Origin of the sequence: Microbacterium pratiae, assembly GCF_047302165.1 — a bacterium.
In the GTDB taxonomy this organism is placed as follows: domain Bacteria; phylum Actinomycetota; class Actinomycetes; order Actinomycetales; family Microbacteriaceae; genus Microbacterium.
The window spans coordinates 2,373,678-2,391,996 of sequence record NZ_CP154843.1 but is presented as its reverse complement, the minus strand read 5'-3'; the positions used below and the strand labels follow the sequence as shown (position 1 = coordinate 2,391,996).

General features: G+C 68.9%; 12 protein-coding genes and 1 tRNA gene. 10 read left to right on the top strand and 3 right to left on the bottom strand.

The features are described 5' to 3' along the window. The first annotated feature begins 45 nt into the window (after nucleotides 1-45). From gltB to pyk, 3 genes are read left to right on the top strand one after another with little or no spacing between them, the layout of a single operon-like run. Nucleotides 46-4,626, top strand: a complete 4,581-nt coding sequence (gene gltB / locus AA0Y20_RS11365; RefSeq protein ID WP_412939310.1) for a glutamate synthase large subunit — start codon at nucleotides 46-48, stop codon at nucleotides 4,624-4,626. Next, on the top strand, nucleotides 4,619-6,085 hold the full coding sequence (locus tag AA0Y20_RS11360; RefSeq protein ID WP_412939309.1) for a glutamate synthase subunit beta: 1,467 nt from the start codon (nucleotides 4,619-4,621) through the stop codon (nucleotides 6,083-6,085). The genes gltB and AA0Y20_RS11360 overlap by 8 nt, the downstream gene beginning before the upstream one ends. A 43-nt stretch (nucleotides 6,086-6,128) precedes the next feature. Further along, on the top strand, nucleotides 6,129-7,577 hold the full coding sequence (gene pyk / locus AA0Y20_RS11355) for a pyruvate kinase (RefSeq protein WP_412939308.1): 1,449 nt from the start codon (nucleotides 6,129-6,131) through the stop codon (nucleotides 7,575-7,577). A 58-nt stretch (nucleotides 7,578-7,635) separates the two neighbouring features. Here pyk and AA0Y20_RS11350 read toward each other — a convergent pair. Continuing rightward, nucleotides 7,636-7,716: transfer RNA gene (locus tag AA0Y20_RS11350), tRNA-Leu, on the bottom strand. An 80-nt stretch (nucleotides 7,717-7,796) separates the two neighbouring features. On the opposite strand from AA0Y20_RS11350, the gene AA0Y20_RS11345 reads away from it, so the two are divergent. Next, the gene (locus tag AA0Y20_RS11345; RefSeq protein WP_023950638.1) at nucleotides 7,797-8,414 is read left to right on the top strand and encodes an ANTAR domain-containing response regulator; all 618 of its coding nucleotides are present in this window, start codon (nucleotides 7,797-7,799) and stop codon (nucleotides 8,412-8,414) included. A gap of 62 nt (nucleotides 8,415-8,476) precedes the next feature. Here AA0Y20_RS11345 and AA0Y20_RS11340 read toward each other — a convergent pair whose 3' ends face one another. Continuing rightward, on the bottom strand, nucleotides 8,477-8,908 hold the full coding sequence (locus AA0Y20_RS11340; protein ID WP_412939307.1) for a hotdog fold thioesterase: 432 nt from the start codon (nucleotides 8,906-8,908) through the stop codon (nucleotides 8,477-8,479). Nucleotides 8,909-8,966: 58 nt separating this feature from the next. Between AA0Y20_RS11340 and polA the strand changes: the two genes are divergently transcribed. The 6 genes from polA to AA0Y20_RS11310 all read left to right on the top strand — a co-directional run bounded on the left by polA (nucleotide 8,967) and on the right by AA0Y20_RS11310 (nucleotide 16,933). After that, on the top strand, nucleotides 8,967-11,606 hold the full coding sequence (polA, locus tag AA0Y20_RS11335) for a DNA polymerase I (RefSeq protein ID WP_412939306.1): 2,640 nt from the start codon (nucleotides 8,967-8,969) through the stop codon (nucleotides 11,604-11,606). Between the two features lie 36 nt (nucleotides 11,607-11,642). Further along, nucleotides 11,643-13,319, top strand: a complete 1,677-nt coding sequence (locus tag AA0Y20_RS11330; protein WP_412939305.1) for a DUF885 domain-containing protein — start codon at nucleotides 11,643-11,645, stop codon at nucleotides 13,317-13,319. A gap of 71 nt (nucleotides 13,320-13,390) precedes the next feature. Further along, a complete protein-coding gene (locus tag AA0Y20_RS11325) occupies nucleotides 13,391-14,431 on the top strand; it encodes an LLM class flavin-dependent oxidoreductase (RefSeq protein WP_412939304.1) in 1,041 nt (346 codons plus the stop codon). 43 nt (nucleotides 14,432-14,474) lie between these two features. Next, nucleotides 14,475-15,824, top strand: coding sequence for an MFS transporter (locus tag AA0Y20_RS11320; protein ID WP_412939303.1), 1,350 nt, complete (start codon nucleotides 14,475-14,477; stop codon nucleotides 15,822-15,824). Then, nucleotides 15,814-16,584 carry an SGNH/GDSL hydrolase family protein gene (locus AA0Y20_RS11315; protein ID WP_412939302.1) on the top strand — a complete coding sequence of 257 codons (771 nt, stop codon included), beginning with the start codon at nucleotides 15,814-15,816 and terminating at the stop codon, nucleotides 16,582-16,584. Before AA0Y20_RS11320 ends, AA0Y20_RS11315 begins: the two co-directional genes overlap by 11 nt. Nucleotides 16,585-16,672: 88 nt before the next feature. Further along, the gene (locus AA0Y20_RS11310) at nucleotides 16,673-16,933 is read left to right on the top strand and encodes a DUF6458 family protein (protein WP_412939301.1); all 261 of its coding nucleotides are present in this window, start codon (nucleotides 16,673-16,675) and stop codon (nucleotides 16,931-16,933) included. A gap of 29 nt (nucleotides 16,934-16,962) precedes the next feature. On the opposite strand, the gene AA0Y20_RS11305 is transcribed toward AA0Y20_RS11310, so the two are convergent. Further along, nucleotides 16,963-18,291, bottom strand: coding sequence for an MFS transporter (locus AA0Y20_RS11305; protein ID WP_412939300.1), 1,329 nt, complete (start codon nucleotides 18,289-18,291; stop codon nucleotides 16,963-16,965). Between the last annotated feature and the right edge of the window lie 28 nt (nucleotides 18,292-18,319).

Below are 18,319 nucleotides of genomic sequence, written 5' to 3'. Positions count from 1 at the left end.
GGCCGACGTCGTCCCGGTTTCAGCACCAATGTGAGGACGGTCAGTATGGCCTCGAGCCCTCGACCCCAAAAGTCCGGATTCGGTTCCTTCCCCCCCAAGCAGGGCATGTACAACCCTGCCTTCGAGAAGGACGCCTGTGGTCTGGCGATGGTCGCCACTCTGCGCGGCGAGGCCGGGCACGACATCGTCGAGCTCGCCTTGACGGCCCTGCGCAACCTCGAGCACCGCGGCGCGATCGGATCCGATGCGGGAACCGGTGACGGCGCCGGCATCCTGACGCAGATGCCCGACGACTTCCTGCGCGCCGTGGTCGACTTCGACCTGCCGCCGGTCGGCGAATACGCCGCGGGGATGGCGTTCCTGCCGCGGGACGCGGACGAGCGGCACGCACTGAAGTCCGACATCGAGAAGCTCGCGGCATCCGAGGGACTGACCGTCCTGGGCTGGCGCGAGGTCCCGACCGAGGACGAGAACCTCGGCAAGCTCGCGTTCGCCGCCCGGCCCGCGTTCGAGCAGCTGTTCGTCTCGCGGCCCGCGGTGGGCGACGCGCCCGCCTTGGCCGGCATCGAGCTCGACCGCCGCGTCTACCGGCTGCGCAAGCGTGCGCGACACGAGCACGACGCGTACTTCGTGTCGCTCTCGAGCCGGACGCTCGGCTACAAGGGCATGGTCACGACGCTCCAGCTCGAGCCCTTCTATCCCGATCTGCAGGACGAACGGTTCGCGTCCGAGCTGGCTGTCGTGCACTCGCGCTACTCGACCAACACCTTCCCGTCGTGGCCGCTCGCGCAGCCGCTGCGCATGCTCGCCCACAACGGCGAGATCAACACCGTCAAGGGCAACCGCAACTGGATGCGCGCGCGTCAGTCGCAGCTCGAGTCCGAGCTGCTCGGCGATGTGCAGCCGCTGCTTCCGATCTGCACCGACGGCGCAAGCGACTCCGCGTCCTTCGACGAGGTGCTCGAGCTCCTCACCCTGACGGGGCGCAGCCTTCCGCACGCCGTCATGATGATGGTTCCCGAGGCGTACGAGAAGCAGACCGACATCGACCCCGACCTGCGGGCGTTCTACGACTACCACTCCATCCAGATGGAGCCGTGGGACGGCCCGGCGGCGCTCATCTTCACCGACGGCACGCTGGTCGGGGCGACCCTCGACCGCAACGGACTGCGTCCCGGCCGTTGGACCGAGACCACGGACGGACTCGTCGTCATCGGCAGTGAGACCGGCGTGCTCGATTTCGCCCCGGAGCGGATCAAGCGCCGCGGGCGTCTGCAGCCCGGCCGCATGTTCGTCGTCGACACGGCCGCGGGCCGGATCGTCGAGGACGAGGAGATCAAGCGCGAGCTCGCGACCCTGCACCCGTGGCAGGAGTGGCTCGACGCGGGACGCGTCCGCCTCAAGGACCTGCCCGAGCGCGAGCACATCGTGCATCCCATCGCCTCCATCACGCGCCGCCAGCGCACCTTCGGCTACACCGAGGAGGAGGTGCGCATCCTCCTGACGCCCATGGGCCAGGTGGGCGCCGAACCGCTCGGCGCCATGGGCAGCGACACGCCGGTCGCCGTGCTCAGCGAGCGCCCCCGGCTGCTGTTCGACTACTTCACCCAGCAGTTCGCGCAGGTGACCAACCCGCCGCTCGACTCGATCCGCGAAGAGGTCGTCACGTCGCTGTCGCTCGGGCTCGGTCCCGAGGGGAACCTGCTGGCGTGGGGTCCCGGACACACGCGCACGGTGACTCTCGACTTCCCGGTCATCGACAACGACGAGCTCGCGAAGATCCAGCACATCGACACGGCGCTGAAGGGGCGGTCGTCTGTGACGATCCGCGGCCTGTACCGCGTCGAGGCCGGTCACAAGGGCATGCAGAAGCGTCTCGCGCAGATGTGCGCCGAGGCGGACCAGGCCATCGAGGACGGCGCCGAGTTCCTCGTGCTGAGCGACCGCGACTCGAACAAGGACCTCGCGCCCATCCCGTCGCTGCTGATGCTGGCTGCTGTGCATCACCACCTCATCCGTCAGCAGACGCGCATGCGTGTCGGCCTGGTGGTCGAGGCCGGTGACGTCCGCGAGGTGCACCACGTCGCGACGCTGCTCGGCTACGGCGCATCCGCGGTCAACCCCTACCTCGCCATGGAGACGGTCGAGTACCTCGTCCGTGCCGGCTACATCACGGGTGTGTCTCCCGAGAAGGCCGTGAAGAACCTGATCTACGCGCTCGGCAAGGGCGTCCTGAAGATCATGTCGAAGATGGGCATCTCGACGGTGTCGTCGTACGCGGGGGCTCAGGTCTTCGAAGCGGTCGGTCTGTCGGACGAGTTCGTCTCGAAGTACTTCACAGGAACCGAGACGAAGCTCGGCGGCATCGGCATCGAGGTCATCGCGGCCGAGAACGCCGCTCGCCACGCGTACGCCTACCCCGAGGACGCCGCTGTGCGCGCTCACGAGCGACTGTGGACCGGTGGCGAGTACCAGTGGCGCCGCGACGGTGCGCCGCACCTGTTCAACCCCGACACGGTGTTCCGGCTGCAGCACGCGACCCGCACGCGCCGGTACGACATCTTCCGCGAGTACACGAAGCTCGTCGATGACCAGGCCGCCGAGCTGAAGACCCTGCGCGGGATGTTCAAGCTGCGCACCGGCGTGCGTCAGCCCGTGCCGATCGACGAGGTCGAATCGGTGGCATCGATCGTCAAGCGCTTCTCGACGGGAGCCATGAGCTACGGGTCGATCTCGAAGGAGGCGCACGAGACGCTCGCGATCGCCATGAACCGATTGGGCGCGAAGTCCAACACGGGCGAAGGCGGAGAGGACGTCGAGCGTCTGCTCGACCCTGAGCGCCGCAGCGCCATCAAGCAGGTCGCGTCCGGACGTTTCGGCGTCACGAGCATGTATCTCACGCATGCCGACGACATCCAGATCAAGCTCGCCCAGGGCGCCAAGCCGGGCGAGGGCGGTCAGCTGCCCCCGGGCAAGGTGTATCCGTGGATCGCCCGCACCCGAGGCGGCACGCCCGGTGTCGGCCTCATCTCGCCGCCGCCGCACCACGACATCTACTCGATCGAGGACCTCAAGCAGCTGATCTTCGACCTCAAGCGCGCCAACCCGGCCGCCCGGGTCCACGTCAAGCTCGTGAGCCAGTCGGGCATCGGCGCGGTCGCGGCGGGCACCGCGAAGGCTCTCGCCGACGTCATCCTCGTCTCGGGTCATGACGGCGGCACCGGGGCCAGCCCGCTCAACTCCCTCAAGCACGCGGGCACCCCGTGGGAGCTCGGCCTGGCCGAGACCCAGCAGACGCTCATGCTCAACGACATGCGCGACCGCGTCGTCGTGCAGGCGGACGGGCAGCTCAAGACCGGGCGCGACGTGGTCATCGCCGCGCTGCTGGGAGCCGAGGAGTTCGGTTTCGCCACGTCGGCGCTCGTCGTGGAGGGCTGCATCATGATGCGGGTCTGCCACCTCGACACGTGCCCCGTCGGCGTCGCGACGCAGAACCCCGTTCTGCGCGAACGCTTCACCGGCAAGCCCGAGTTCGTCGTGAACTTCATGGAGTTCATCGCACAGGAGGTGCGCGAGTACCTCGCGGAGCTCGGCTTCCGCTCGCTCGACGAGGCCATCGGACGCAACGACGTGCTCGACGTCGACGGCGCGATCGAGCACTGGAAGGCGAGTGGCCTCGACCTCGGACCGATCCTCACCGGACCGGCATTCGCCGAGGATGCCCCGCGTCGGCACCACCGCGACCAGGACCACGAGCTCGAGGAGCACTTCGACGTCCAGCTCATCGAGCGGACCCAGGATGTCGTCGCGCACGGCGGACATGTCGAGATCGATCTGCCGATCCGCAACACCGAGCGCGCCGTGGGCACGATGCTGGGCAACCGGGTCACCCTCGCGCACGGCGAGAACGGCCTGCCGGCCGACTCGATCGTGGTCAATCTCACGGGCTCGGCCGGACAGTCGTTCGGGGCGTTCCTCCCGGCCGGCATCACGCTGCGCCTCGAGGGCGACTCGAACGACTACGTCGGCAAGGGTCTGTCGGGCGGACAGATCGTCGTGCGGCCGCCGCGCGACGCCGCCTTCGACGCCTCCGAGAACGTCATCGCGGGCAACGTCATCGGCTACGGCGCGACGCAGGGAACCATGTTCCTGCGCGGCGTCGTGGGGGAGCGGTTCCTCGTCCGCAACTCCGGCGCCACCGCGGTCGTCGAAGGTGTCGGCGACCACGCACTGGAGTACATGACGGGTGGACTCGCCGTGATCCTGGGCGCGACCGGGCGCAATCTCGGCGCCGGAATGTCGGGCGGAAACGCCTACGCCTACCGTCTCGAGACGGCCAACGTGAACCGCGAGGCCATGGCCAGCGGTGAGCTCGTGCTCGAGGAGATGGGGTCCGGCGACACCGAGATCCTGCGCGACCTGCTCGAGCGACACGTCGCCGAGACGGGGTCCGAGTTGGCAGCGCAGCTGCTCGAGGACTTCGAGACCGAGGTCGCGAACTTCGTCCGTGTGGTGCCGCGCGACTACGCCGCGGTGCTCGAAACCCGACAGACCGCGGCCGCCGAGGGGCTCGACCCCGACGGCGACGAGGTCTGGAGCCGCATCCTGGAGGTGACCCGTGGCTGATCCCAAGGGCTTCCTGAAGACCACGGAGCGCGAGCTCCCCAAGCGCCGCCCGGTGCCCGTCCGCATCATGGACTGGCGCGAGGTGTACGAGCCCGGCGACACCGCCGTGCTCCGCCGCCAGGCGGGACGTTGCATGGACTGCGGCGTGCCCTTCTGCCACCAGGGCTGCCCCCTCGGCAACCTGATCCCGGAGTGGAACGACCTCATGTGGCGGGGCGAGGGGCGATCGGCGATCGAGCGCCTGCACGCGACCAACAACTTCCCGGAGTTCACCGGGCGGCTGTGCCCCGCGCCGTGTGAGAGCGCTTGTGTCCTCGGCATCAACCAGCCGCCGGTCACGATCAAGCAGATCGAGGTCTCGACGATCGACGAGGCCTTCGCGAACGGCTGGGTCGAGGCGGAGCCCCCGGGGCGCCTGACCGGCAAGACGGTCGCCGTCGTCGGATCGGGACCGGCCGGCCTCGCCGCGGCGCAGCAGCTCACGCGTGCCGGGCACACCGTCGCCGTCTACGAGCGCGATGACCGCATCGGCGGTTTGCTGCGCTACGGCATCCCCGACTTCAAGATGGAGAAGCGCCACATCGAGGCGCGTCTGCGCCAGATGCAGGACGAGGGCACGCGTTTCCGTGCCGGTGTCGAGATCGGCAAGGACATCTCGTGGGATGCCCTGCGCGCTCGTTACGACGCGGTCGTGGTCGCGACGGGGTCGACCCTGCCGCGCGACCTCGCGATCCCGGGCCGAGACCTCGCCGGCGTGCACTACGCCATGGAGTACCTCGTCGAGTCGAACAAGGCCGTCGCGGGCGACCAGGTCGCGAACCAGATCCACGCCGAGGGCAAGCACGTCGTCGTCATCGGCGGCGGCGACACCGGCGCCGACTGCATCGGCACGGCCCACCGGCAGGGCGCGCTCAGCGTCACGAATCTCGCGATCGGCAAGCAGCCGCCGTCGGACCGACCGGACGGTCAGCCGTGGCCGATGATGCCGACGGTCTTCGAGGTCGCCTCGGCGCACGAAGAGGGCGGAGAGCGCAGCTACCTCGCGTCGACCGTCGAGTTCCTCGGAAACGACGCCGGCGAGGTCCGCGCACTGCGGGTCGCGGAGACCGAGTTCGTCGACGGCCGCCGTGTTCCCAAGAGCGGGACCGAGCGCGAGATTCCCGCCGACCTCGTGCTGATCGCGATGGGTTTCACCGGCCCGGAGCGCTCCGAGCTCGAGGCCCAGCTGGGTACCGTGTTCACCGATCGCGGCAACGTCGAACGTGCCGACGACTACCAGACGACCGCGCCGGGCGTGTTCGTGGCCGGCGATGCCGGGCGCGGGCAGTCGCTCATCGTGTGGGCGATCGCGGAGGGCCGCGCTGCGGCTGCTGCGGTCGACCGCTACCTGATGGGCGACACCGACCTGCCGGCGCCGGTGCGTCCGACCGACGTCGCGATCGGGCTCCAGCGGGCATAGGCTGGACCCAACCCCCTCCCGACCCGAGACCACCGGAGATTCAGTGAGACGCGCCAAGATCGTCGCTACCCTGGGACCGGCCACAGCCAGCTACGAGATGGTGCGAGCCATCATCGACGCCGGCGTGGACGTGACCCGATTCAACCTCAGCCACGGAGACTATTCGGAGCACGAGGTCCGCTGGGCCAACGTGCGCAAGGCCGCCGACGACGCGGGCCGCCCCGTGGCGATCCTGGTCGATCTGCAGGGCCCGAAGATCCGACTCGGCAAGTTCGAGAACGGCCCCCACCAGCTCGCGGTGGGCGACATCTTCAAGATCACCACCGACGACATCCTCGGCACCAAGGAGATCGTCTCGACGACCTTCAAGGGCCTGCCGGGCGATGTGAAGCCGGGCGACTTCCTGCTCATCGACGACGGCAAGGTCCGCGTCGAGGTCGTGTCCGTCGACGGCGCCGTGGTCACGACGAAGGTCATCGTCGCCGGCCCCGTCTCGAACAACAAGGGCATCAACCTGCCCGGCGTCGCCGTGAGCGTGCCGGCGCTGTCCGACAAGGACGAGGCCGACCTGCGCTGGGGGCTGCAGCAGGGCGCCGACATCATCGCGCTGTCGTTCGTGCGCGACGCCGCCGACGTCGACCGCGTGCACGAGATCATGGCCGAGGAGGACCGCAAGGTCCCCGTCATCGCGAAGATCGAGAAGCCGCAGGCCGTCGACAACCTCGAGGAGATCATCGACGCCTTCGACGGCATCATGGTCGCGCGTGGAGACCTCGGTGTCGAGCTCCCGCTCGAGGCGGTGCCGATCGTCCAGAAGCGGGCCGTCGAACTCTGCCGCCGCATGGCCAAGCCGGTCATCGTCGCGACGCAGATGCTCGAGTCCATGATCGAGAACCCGGTGCCCACGCGCGCCGAGACGAGCGACGTCGCCAACGCCGTCCTCGACGGTGCCGACGCGGTCATGCTGTCGGGCGAGACGAGCGTCGGCAAGTACCCGGTCGGCGTCGTCGAGACCATGGCCCGCATCGTCGACTCGACCGAGACCCACGGTCTCGACCGCATCGCACCGCTGACCGCCAAGCCCCGCACGCAGGGCGGCGCGATCACGCTCGCCGCCATGGAGGTCGCCCAGTTCATCGAGGCGAAGTTCCTCTGCATGTTCACCGAGTCCGGTGACACGGCGCGCCGCATGTCGCGCCTGCGTCCCGAGATCCCGATGATCGCGTTCGCCACGGACCCGGCGATCCGTCGTCGCATGGCCCTCACGTGGGGCATCCGTTCGAGCCTGGTCGAAGAGGTCGCGCACACCGACCTGATGTACCACCAGGTCGACGACTACTTCCTGTCGAACGGCCTCGCCGAGGTCGGCGACAAGGTCGTCGTCATCTCCGGGTCCCCTCCCGGAATCCAGGGATCGACCAACGACATCCGCATCCACAAGATCGGTGACGCCGTCAACGGGCGCGCTCCGATCTACCAGGCGATCCAGTAATCGCCGCGTGAATGCCGAAGGGCGGGCACCTCTCCACGAGGTGCCCGCCCTTTCGTCGTGCCGGTGGTGGGAGTCGAACCCACACGTCCGAAGACAACCGAGTTTGAGTCGGTCGCGTCTGCCATTCCGCCACACCGGCGCACGCACATCGACAATACCGCCTCGCGCGACGTCGCCCGACGGAGACATGGCCGGAACGCCATACCGTAGGATCGAAAGGTGACAGAGCAAGAAGAGGCCCCCACGTCGGCCGCTCCCGCACCCCGCCGTGTCGTCGTGGCCGAGGACGAGTCGCTGATCCGGCTCGACATCGTCGAGATCCTCCGCGACAACGGGTACGACGTCGTCGGTGAGGCCGGCGACGGCGAGACCGCCGTTCAGCTCGCGACCGAGCTGCGCCCCGACCTGGTGATCATGGACGTGAAGATGCCCGTCCTCGACGGCATCTCCGCGGCCGAGCGTCTCGGCAAGGCGCATATCGCGCCCGTCGTCCTGCTGACCGCGTTCAGCCAGAAGGAGCTCGTCGAGCGAGCGACGGAGGCCGGCGCGCTCGCCTACGTCGTCAAGCCCTTCACCCCGAACGATCTGTTGCCCGCCATCGAGATCGCGTTGGCCCGCTACGAGCAGATCATCACGCTCGAGGCCGAGGTCGCCGACATGGTCGAGCGCTTCGAGACCCGCAAGCTCGTGGACCGGGCCAAGGGCCTGCTCAACGAGAAGATGGGCCTGAGCGAGCCCGAGGCATTCCGATGGATCCAGAAGGCGTCGATGGACCGCCGCCTCACGATGCAGGACGTCGCGAAGGCCATCATCGAGCAGCTCGCTCCCAAGAAGTAGCCGGCACCGCTGCCGCGACGACGAAGCCCCTTCCCGGATCGGGAGGGGGCTTCGTCGTCTTCTCAGGATGCGGCCGGAGCGTCCTTGATCATGTTCGTAATGCGAATGGTCGAGCATCGTCGGCCCTGCTCGTCCGAGACCACGATCTCGTGCACCGTGATCGAACGCCCGAGGTGCAGGGGGGTGCAGACGCCCGTGACGATGCCGCTCGTGGCGGAGCGCGTGTGGGTCGCGTTGATGTCCACGCCGACGGCGAGCCGCCCGGGCCCGGCGTGCATGTTGGCGGCCATGGAGCCGAGCGATTCCCCGAGCACAACGTAGGCCCCGCCGTGGAGGAGTCCCACCGGCTGGGTGTTTCCCTCGACGGGCATCGTGGCGACGCAGCGTTCGGTCGTGAACTCGATGAAGTCGATGCCCATCCGCTCCGCGAGCGCCCCCTTGCCGCGGCCCTGGGCCCAGGCGAGGCCGGTGTCGGTGTTGGTGTTCTCGGGCATGCTCCACCCCTCGGTCGCAGCGGGTCGTGGTGTCCGCGGTCGTCGTTAGGCTGGACGGGTGACGGACTCCGCAAAGCCTACCCTTCTCGTCGTCGACGGCCACTCGCTGGCCTACCGCGCCTTCTTCGCGCTCCCGGTCGACAACTTCACGACGAAGGACGGCCAGCACACCAACGGCATCTACGGCTTCCTGTCGATGTTCGTCAACCTGATCAAGGCCGAGAAGCCGACGCATCTCGCGGTCGCATTCGACACGTCGCGCCAATCGTTCCGCACGCGCGAGTACGCCGAGTACAAGGCGAACCGCTCCGAGTCGCCGGCAGAGTTCAAGGGGCAGATCCCGCTCCTGCAGGAGTGCTTGGCCGCCATGAACGTCACCGTCCTCACGAAGGAGGACTTCGAGGCCGACGACATTCTGGCGACGCTGGCGACGCAGGGTGCCGAGGCCGGCTTCGACGTCCTCGTCTGCTCCGGTGACCGCGACACGATCCAGCTCGTCACCGACGACGTCACCCTGCTCTACCCGAGCGTGCAGGGCGTCTCGCAGCTCAAGCGCTACACGCCGGAGACGGTCGTCGAGAAGTACGGGCTCCCGCCTCACAACTACCCCGACATCGCCGCGCTCGTCGGCGAGACGAGCGACAACCTCCCCGGCGTGCCGAAGGTGGGGGAGAAGACGGCGGTGAAGTGGTTGACGCAGTGGGGGTCGCTCGATGCACTGCTCGAGAACGCCGACAAGATCGGCGGTGTCGTCGGCGGCAACCTTCGTGAGCACCTCGACGACGTGCGCCGAAACCGTGCGCTCAACCGACTGCTCCGAGATGTCGAGCTCGGCGTGACGCCGGCCGACCTCGCCGTCGGCCCGATCGACGCCGAAGCAGTGCGCGACATCTTCGCGCGCCTAGAGTTCCGCACTCTGCTTCCGCGCGTGTTCGAGGCCGCCGGCGCCGACCCGGCGATGGCGGTCGAGACCGCGGCGCCATCGGTGCCTGCGCCGACGGCCGCCGAGCTGTCCGCCCCCGATCTCGCGGCCTGGGCCGCGGCTCGCGAGGGCGAGGTCGGGGTCACGGTCATGGTGGCCGGAGGCTTCCCCCAGCGCATCGGCCTGGCCAGCGCGGACGAAGCCGTCGAAGCGACGTGGAACGACGACGTCGCCGAGGCGCTGCGATCGTGGCTCGAGTCCGATGCGCCGAAGGTGCTCTCCGACGCGAAGCTCCAGGTCAAGGCGCTGCGTCGCGGCGGCGTACGCCTCGGCGGTCTCGTTCTCGACCCGATCCTGGCGGGCTGGCTTCTGCGGCCGAGCTTCCCCGACAAGACGCTGGCCGACCTCGTGCACCGCTACCTCGATGAGAAGCTGCCGGAGGCAGACCCGACGCAGCTCGTGCCCGAGACCGAGGGGGCCACGCCGGGCCAGCTGTCATGGTTCGTGCTCCGCGTCGCCGAAGCGGTGCGAGGAGAGATGCCGGCATCCGTCCTGTCCGTGCTCGCCGACATCGAGCTGCCCACACTCGACGCCCTCGCCGACATGGAGCTGGCCGGCGTCGCGGTATCGCATGAGAAGCTCTCGTCGTTCTCGGCCGAACTCGCCGCACGAGCCGACGACATCGCGCAGCGCGCGTACGCGACGATCGACCGCGAAGTGAACCTCGGGTCTCCCAAGCAGCTCCAGGAGGTGCTGTTCGAACAGCTCCAGCTGCCGAAGACCCGCAAGACGAAGACCGGTTACTCCACGGATGCCGCTGTCCTGGCCGACCTGCAGGAGTCGAATCCGCACCCGTTCCTCGAGCTGCTGCTCCAGCACCGAGAAGCGACGAAACTGCGACAGATCATCGAGTCGCTCGATACCGCGATCGCCGCAGACGACCGCATCCACACGACCTACGTGCAGACGGGAAGTCAGACCGGTCGGCTCTCAAGCACCGATCCCAACCTGCAGAACATCCCGATCCGCAACGAGGAGAGCCGCCGCATCCGGGCTGCCTTCGAGGTCGGCGAGGGCTACGAGACTCTGCTGACCGCCGACTACTCGCAGATCGAGATGCGGATCATGGCGCATCTCTCCGAAGATCCCGGTCTCATCGAGGCGTTCGTCTCGGGTGAAGACCTGCACCGCTTCGTCGGCGCGCGCGTCTTCGGCGTCGAGCCCGCCGACGTGACGCCCGCCATGCGTACGAAGGTCAAGGCCATGTCGTACGGGCTCGTCTACGGCCTCTCGGCGTTCGGCCTGTCGAAGCAGCTGCGCATCGAGCAGTCCGAGGCCAAGCAGCTCATGCTCGAGTACTTCGCGCGATTCGGGGCGGTGCGCGACTACCTGCGTTCGAGCGTCGAGCAGGCCCGCATCGACGGCTTTACCGAGACCATCTTCGGCCGCCGCCGCCCGTTCCCCGACCTTGCGAGCCCGAACCGGGTGCTGCGCGAGAACGCGGAGCGCGCGGCGCTCAATGCTCCGATTCAGGGCAGCGCCGCCGACATCATGAAGATCGCGCTGTTCCGCATCGCTCGTGAGTTCCGGGCGGAAGGGCTCCGGTCACGCGTGCTGCTGCAGATCCACGACGAGCTCGTCGTCGAGGTCGCGCCGGGGGAGTGGGATGCCGCGGAGCGCATCGTCCGCGAGCGCATGGGCGATGCCGCGGATCTGACGGTCCCTCTCGACGTGCAGATCGGCCGCGGCGGCGACTGGGACGTCGCCGGGCACTGACCTCATCGCGCGGGGGTGCCGCAGTAGGCTCGGAGGATGACCGAAGCACAGCGCACCCCCACGCCGATCGACCGGATCGCCGATGCGTGGGTCGACACCCTGGCCGAGCTCTCACCCGGGCTCGCGACGTACATCGGCCGTTTCGAGCACAATGCACGACTCGACGACTACTCGCCGGCCGGCACCGCCCGAGCCCTCGAGGCCGCTCGCAGCACCCTCGCCGCCCTCGAGGCCGCGGAGCCGACCGACGACGTCGATGTCGTCACGAAGGCCGATCTCTCCGGCGACCTGCGTCTCCAGATCGAGCTCGCCGAGGCCGGTGCGCACCTCCGCGACGTCAACGTGATCGCCTCGCCGGCGCAGGAGATCCGCAACACCTTCGACCTCATGCCGTCGGCGACGGTGGATGACTGGAGCGTCATCGCAGCCCGGCTCGCGGCGGTGCCGAGCGCGATCGACGGCTACATCGAGACGCTCCGCGAGGGCATCGCCCGCGGCGTCGTCCCGGCGCGTCGCCAGGTCTCCGAGGTCGCCACGCAGATCGGTCGCTACACGGCGGACACCGGCTTCTTCGCGACGTTCGCGGCCGATGCTGCGCCGACCGAGGGCGGTCTGCCCGCGTCCTTGGCTCGCGACCTGGCCGACAACGCGAACGCTGCCCGCGTCGCGTACGACGCCCTCGCATCCTTCTTCACCGGGGAGCTCCTTCCCGAGGCGGGCGAGACCGACGCGGTCGGGCGTGAGCTGTACGCGCTGCACTCCCGCCGTTTCCTCGGCGCCACGATCGACCTCGACGAGACCTACGAATGGGGCCTGCAGGAGCTCGCTCGTATGGTGGCCGAACAGGAGGCGATCGCCGATGAGATCCTGCCGGGCGCAACGGTCGAGGAGGCTGTCGCACACCTCGAGAAGGACGAGTCGCGCAAGCTACACGGCACCGAGGCGCTCCAGAAGTGGATGCAGGAGACGAGCGACCGCGCCGTCGAGGAGCTCGGGCGCACGCATTTCGACATCCCCGAGCCCATCCGCACCCTCGAGTGCATGATCGCGCCCACCAACGAGGGCGGCATCTACTACACGGGTCCGACCGACGACTTCTCGCGCCCCGGCCGCATGTGGTGGTCCGTGCCGGAGGGCGTCGACTCGTTCGATACCTGGCGAGAGCTGACGACCGTCTACCACGAGGGCGTCCCGGGTCACCACCTGCAGATCGCTCAGGCGGTCTACAACCGTTCGGAGCTCAACTCTTGGCGCCGGCTGCTCGCGGGGTCGAGCGGGCACGCCGAGGGATGGGCCCTGTACGCCGAGCGCCTGATGGAGCAGCTCGGCTACCTCGACGACCCGGCCGACCGGCTGGGGATGCTCGACGGCCAGCGTATGCGCGCCGCCCGCGTCGTGCTCGACATCGGTGTTCACCTCGGCAAGGAGCGTCCCGACGGCGAGGGCGTGTGGGATGCCGACTACGCGCTCGAGTTCATGAAGCGCAACGTCAACATGCCCGAGGAATTCATCCGCTTCGAGGTCAACCGCTACCTCGGGTGGCCCGGCCAGGCGCCCTCGTACAAGGTCGGTCAGCGCATCTGGGAGCAGATCCGCGACGACTTCGCGGCGCGGGCCGGCGACGGATTCGACGTGAAGGCGTTCCACATGAAGGCCTTGCGTCTGGGTGGTGTCGGGCTCGACACGCTCCGGATGGCGCTCGCACAGGGCTGAACGCGCGAACGGCGGGGCGGGAATAGATCTCCCGCCCCGCCGTTGTATGCGCATGAATGAAAGGTGGCCCCATGACCGCGACATCCGTCCAGTTCGCCCTCGACACGTTCGGCGACGTCACCCGTGGTTCCGACGGCGAGCTGCTGTCGGACGCGCAGACCATCCGCAACGTCGTCGACCAGGCTGTGCTCGCCGACGAGGTCGGCCTGAGCTTCTTCGGCGTGGGGGAGCACCACCGGCGCGAGTTCGCCGTCTCGAGTCCCGAGATCGTCCTCGCGGCCGCAGCGGCGCGCACGAAGGACATCCGGCTCGGAACCGCGGTCACCGTGCTCTCCAGCGATGACCCGGTTCGCGTCTACGAGCGCTTCGCCACCCTTGACGCCGTCTCGAACGGCCGGGCCGAGATCATTCTCGGTCGGGGCTCGTTCACCGAGTCGTTCCCGCTGTTCGGGTTCGATCTCGCCGACTACGAGATCCTCTTCGAGGAGCGCCTCGACCTGTTCGGCCGACTTCGGTCGGAGCAGCCGGTCACCTGGCAGGGCCGGACTCGTCCGGCGCTGACGGATGCGGACGTCTTCCCGAAGACGGAGAACGGCCTCCGCGCCTGGGTCGGCGTCGGCGGCTCGCCCGAGTCGGTGTTGCGTACGGCCCACAACGGGTACGGTCTGATGCTCGCGATCATCGGCGGCGGTGCCGCGCGGTTCCGACCCTACGTCGATCTCTTCCACCGCACACGCGACGCGATGGGTGCCGACCGGTTGCCCGTGGGTGTGCACTCGCCCGGACACGTGGCCGAGACCGACGAGCAGGCCTGGGAGGAGCTGTATCCCGCGATGAAGGTCAACCGCGACGCGATCGGCGCGGAACGCGGCTGGCCGCCGTACTCGCGTCTGCAGTTCCAGCATGACCTCGGTCCCGACGGAGCCGTCTACGCCGGGTCGCCCGAGACCGTGGCGCGCAAGCTCGCAGAGACGATCCGCACGCTGGGCCTCGACCGGTTCGACCTGAAGTTCTCGCACGGCACCCTCGCGCACGAGAGCATGATGCGCTCGATCGAGCTGTACGGCACCAAGGTGGCGCCGCTCGTGCGGGAGATGCTCGCCGACGACTGACCGAGTGGCGTCCGAGGTCGTCGCGGGTCAATAGCATGGTCGAATGACCGATACCGCGACGCCCTCGGTGGCGCGCCGCCTCGACGATCTGCCTTTCGGGCGCCGGCATCTCCGCATCCTGACCGGGTCGGGACTGGGATGGGCTCTCGACGCGATGGACGTCGGGTTGATCTCATTCATCATCACGGCGCTCATCGCGCAGTGGTCGCTCGACACATCGCAGGCATCGTGGATCGCCTCCGCCGGCTTCGCCGGCATGGCCATCGGTGCGAGCCTCGGCGGGCTGCTGGCAGACCGGTTCGGTCGGCGCTCCGTATTCGCCGTCACGCTCCTCGTCTACGGAGTCGCGACCGGTGCGAGCGCGCTGGTCGGGGGGCTCGCGATGCTGCTCGTCCTTCGCTTCGTCGTGGGACTCGGACTCGGCGCCGAGCTGCCGGTCGCGAGCACGTATGTCAGCGAGTTCGCCCCTGCTCGTATCCGCGGCCGCGTCATCGTGATCCTCGAGGCCTTCTGGGCCGTGGGCTGGACGGCGGCAGCCCTCATCGGCTATTTCGTCATCCCGCACGTCGAGGACGGATGGCGCTGGGCATTCGTGGTCGGAGCGGTCCCGGCGATCTACGCGCTGATCGTGCGTTGGGGGCTTCCCGAGTCGGCGCGCTGGCTCGAGCGCCGGGGGCGACACGACGAGGCCGACGCCGTCGTGCGCAGCTTCGAGACGTCCGGTCCGGTCGAGACTGCGGGCGTGAGCCGAGTCGTGGCCGCGCCCGTCGCCCCGGCGACGGCGGTGACGTCGACCGGCAGGCTCCGCGCGCTCTGGTCCTCCGAGTTCCGTGGCCGCACCGCGAGCCTGTGGCTCGTCTGGTTCTGCGTCAACTTCTCGTACTACGGCGCCTTCATCTGGATCCCGACGATCCTCTATACGCAGGGGTACGACCTCGTGCGCTCGTTCGGATTCACCCTGATCATCACCCTCGCCCAGCTGCCGGGCTACGCCGTCTCGGCGTGGTTGATCGAGGTCTGGGGGAGGCGACTGACGCTCTCGGTCTTCCTGATCGGCTCCGCGGCGTCCGCGGTCGTGTTCGGCACAGCCGGGAGCGAGGTCGTCATCATCGGGGCCGGCATGGCGCTGTCGTTCTTCAACCTCGGTGCGTGGGGCGCACTGTACGCCGTCACCCCCGAGATGTACCCGACGTCGCTGCGCGGGACCGGGGCCGGGTGGGCCGCGGGCGTCGGCCGCATCGCGTCGATCCTGGCCCCGCTGTCGGTGCCGCCGTTGCTCCTGTGGGGCGGTGCGCCTCTGCTGTTCGTGGTCTTCGCCGTGTTCTTCGTCCTCGCCGCCGCCGGTGCGTGGGGTCTCGCCGACCGCAGAGGAGAGTCGCTCGATGACCGCTGAATCAGAGGTCCGCTTCGTCGCGATCGGCGACTCCTTCACCGAAGGTGTCGGAGACGAGCTCCCCGACGGCGCGGTGCGGGGATGGGCCGACCTCGTCGCCGCGGGCTGGGCTGACGCGACGGGGCGACCCGTGCAGTACGCCAACCTCGCGATCCGAGGGAAGCTCGTCCGGCCCATCGTCGACGAGCAGCTCGAAGCGGCCCTCGCGCTGCGTCCGACGCACCTGTCGTTCAACGGCGGCGGCAACGACATGCTCCGGCCGCGCACATCGATCGCGCATATCGTCGACGCGTTCGCGCAGGTGCTCCGGCGCTGCGACGACGAGGGCGTGCGCCTCATCCTGCTGTCGGGAGCCAACCCGTCGGCTCAGCTACCCCTGGGAGGACTGATCAATCGGCGTGGCGATGCGCTGTCGGATGCCGTCGTCGACCGCATCGCCGACCGTGGTGACGTCATCCGCGCCCTCAACTGGTACGACCGCGCCCTGACCCACCCCTCGTACTGGTCGGCAGACCGACTTCACATGAACGCGCGCGGCCACCACCGCGTCGCCGCTCGAGTACTGGATTCGCTCGGCCTCGACGCGCCGGGGGAGTGGTGGTCGCTGCCTGTCGACGACCAGCCGTCGGTGCTCGCCCGTGGCGAGTACTTCCGCGAGCATCTCGCTCCCTGGGTGCGTCGCCGGCTCACCGGACGATCGTCGGGCGACAACCGGCAGCCCAAGTTCGGCTCGTGGATCGAGGTCGCGCCGCGCGCCTGACACGCCGCGAGAACCGGTGTCAAGCCGGTGCGTGGAACCCCGCACGCGCGCCAGTATCGACGGGTCCGCACACCCGAAGGGAACTGACATGAGCATTGGTGCCGGAATCGCCCTGTTCGTCATCGGCGCGATCCTCGCGTTCGCCGTGAACGTCGAGGTCGAGTGGGTGAACCTCGACCTCATCGGTTACATCCTGATGGGTGCGGGGGCCCTCGTGTTCCTCATCGGCCTCGTCCTGATGGTGCGCCGTCGTCAGACCGAGACGGTCAGCCGTACCGCCGTCGATCCTGCGAGCGGCCAGCGCGTCACCCGCAACAGCACGAGCACGTCGGGCGACCCCACCCTCTGAGACCGCTGCTGTGAACGGCCGCGCGGGGATCACTCCCGTCGCGGCCGTTTCGGTGCGTCCATCCCGATGTGGATGCGCGTGCGCTTGCGTTCGATCGCGATGAACGTGCCACCGATGAGCCACAGCGGCACTTGAGTGAGGAAGGCGAAGCGGAACGCTTCCAGCGAGTAGGTCGCCGGCGTTCCGGCTCCCTGCAGGTCCAGCGCCAGTCCGATGGTGAACACCGCGATCAGTGCGGCGAGGAATCCGCCGGCGTTGGTCAGCCCCGTAGCCGTGCTGAGGCGATGCGAGGGGTTGTGCGTCCGGGCGTGATCGAACGCGATCATCAATGCGGGACCGCCGGTCGCGAGCGCGACGGCGAGCACGACGAGCAGCCATCCCGGTGCGGTGCCGGGCCAGAGGATCACCGCTGTCCAGGCGATGAGCTGCACGGCCACCGCCGGGAGGACGAGTGCGCGCGATCGCAGGTTGGGGATACGGCGGGACAGCTCACCCATGATGGGGCCGAGCCCCATCCCCGCGAAGACGTAGAGCGTCGTGATGAGAGTCGCTTCGGCCTGAGTCCGGCCCTCTCCTGCCGTGAGGAACGGGATGCCCCACAGCAGGATGAACGCCGTGCCGGCGAACGGGGTCGTGAAGTGCGACCAGAACGCCAGTCGCGTGCCGGGGTGCGCCCAGGCGGCACGGATGCCGACGCCTGTGTCGACGCTCGAGGTGACCACACGGATGGCGCCGGTATCGGTGTTCACGCTGACGTCGCGGTCGACCTCCGGTGGGTGGTTGCGCACCAGCAGGAAGACGAGGATCGCGAAGAGGACGCCGAGCCCCGCCACGCTGCCGAAGGCGACCGACCAGCTCGTTGCGTGCAGGAGCGCCGAGAGCGGGATGACGGCGACGAGCTGGCCGGCCTGCCCGAGGATGCCGGTCATCTGCACCATGAGCGGTCCTCGTTGCGCCGGGAACCAGGTCGCGACGAGACGGAGGACCGCGGGGAAGATGGCGGCGTCACCGGCTCCGAGGAGCATGCGCGCGACGATCGCGACGCCGACGCTGGGGGAGAGGGCCATGGTCAGCTGCCCCACCGCCATGAGGATCATGCCGATCGTCATGATGGGCCGGGACCCGTATCGGTCGAGCAGGACGCCGATGGGGATCTGCATCCCGCCGTAGACGGCCAGCTGGACGACGGCGAACATCGACAGGGTCGCGGCATCCGCTTGGAAGCGCTCGGCGGCGTCCACGCCCACGGCCGCCAGCGACGTCCGGTTCGTGATGGAGAGAACGTATGCGGCGACGCCGGTTCCCCAGACGAGCCAAGCCCGGAGCCCGGGACCGCTCATTCGCGCCGCGACACTCATCGGGTGACCCTTCCGAGCGGGCGGGTCG

Excerpts from the sequence above, each read along its gene's own strand:
- AA0Y20_RS11325 (WP_412939304.1), top strand. The coding sequence starts at position 13,391 with ATGACCGCGACATCCGTCCAGTTCGCCCTCGACACGTTCGGCGACGTC.
- gltB (WP_412939310.1), top strand. The coding sequence starts at position 46 with ATGGCCTCGAGCCCTCGACCCCAAAAGTCCGGATTCGGTTCCTTCCCC.
- AA0Y20_RS11330 (WP_412939305.1), top strand. The coding sequence starts at position 11,643 with ATGACCGAAGCACAGCGCACCCCCACGCCGATCGACCGGATCGCCGAT.
- AA0Y20_RS11305 (WP_412939300.1), bottom strand. The coding sequence starts at position 18,291 with ATGAGTGTCGCGGCGCGAATGAGCGGTCCCGGGCTCCGGGCTTGGCTC.
- AA0Y20_RS11310 (WP_412939301.1), top strand. The coding sequence starts at position 16,673 with ATGAGCATTGGTGCCGGAATCGCCCTGTTCGTCATCGGCGCGATCCTC.
- AA0Y20_RS11320 (WP_412939303.1), top strand. The coding sequence starts at position 14,475 with ATGACCGATACCGCGACGCCCTCGGTGGCGCGCCGCCTCGACGATCTG.
- AA0Y20_RS11315 (WP_412939302.1), top strand. The coding sequence starts at position 15,814 with ATGACCGCTGAATCAGAGGTCCGCTTCGTCGCGATCGGCGACTCCTTC.
- AA0Y20_RS11340 (WP_412939307.1), bottom strand. The coding sequence starts at position 8,908 with ATGCCCGAGAACACCAACACCGACACCGGCCTCGCCTGGGCCCAGGGC.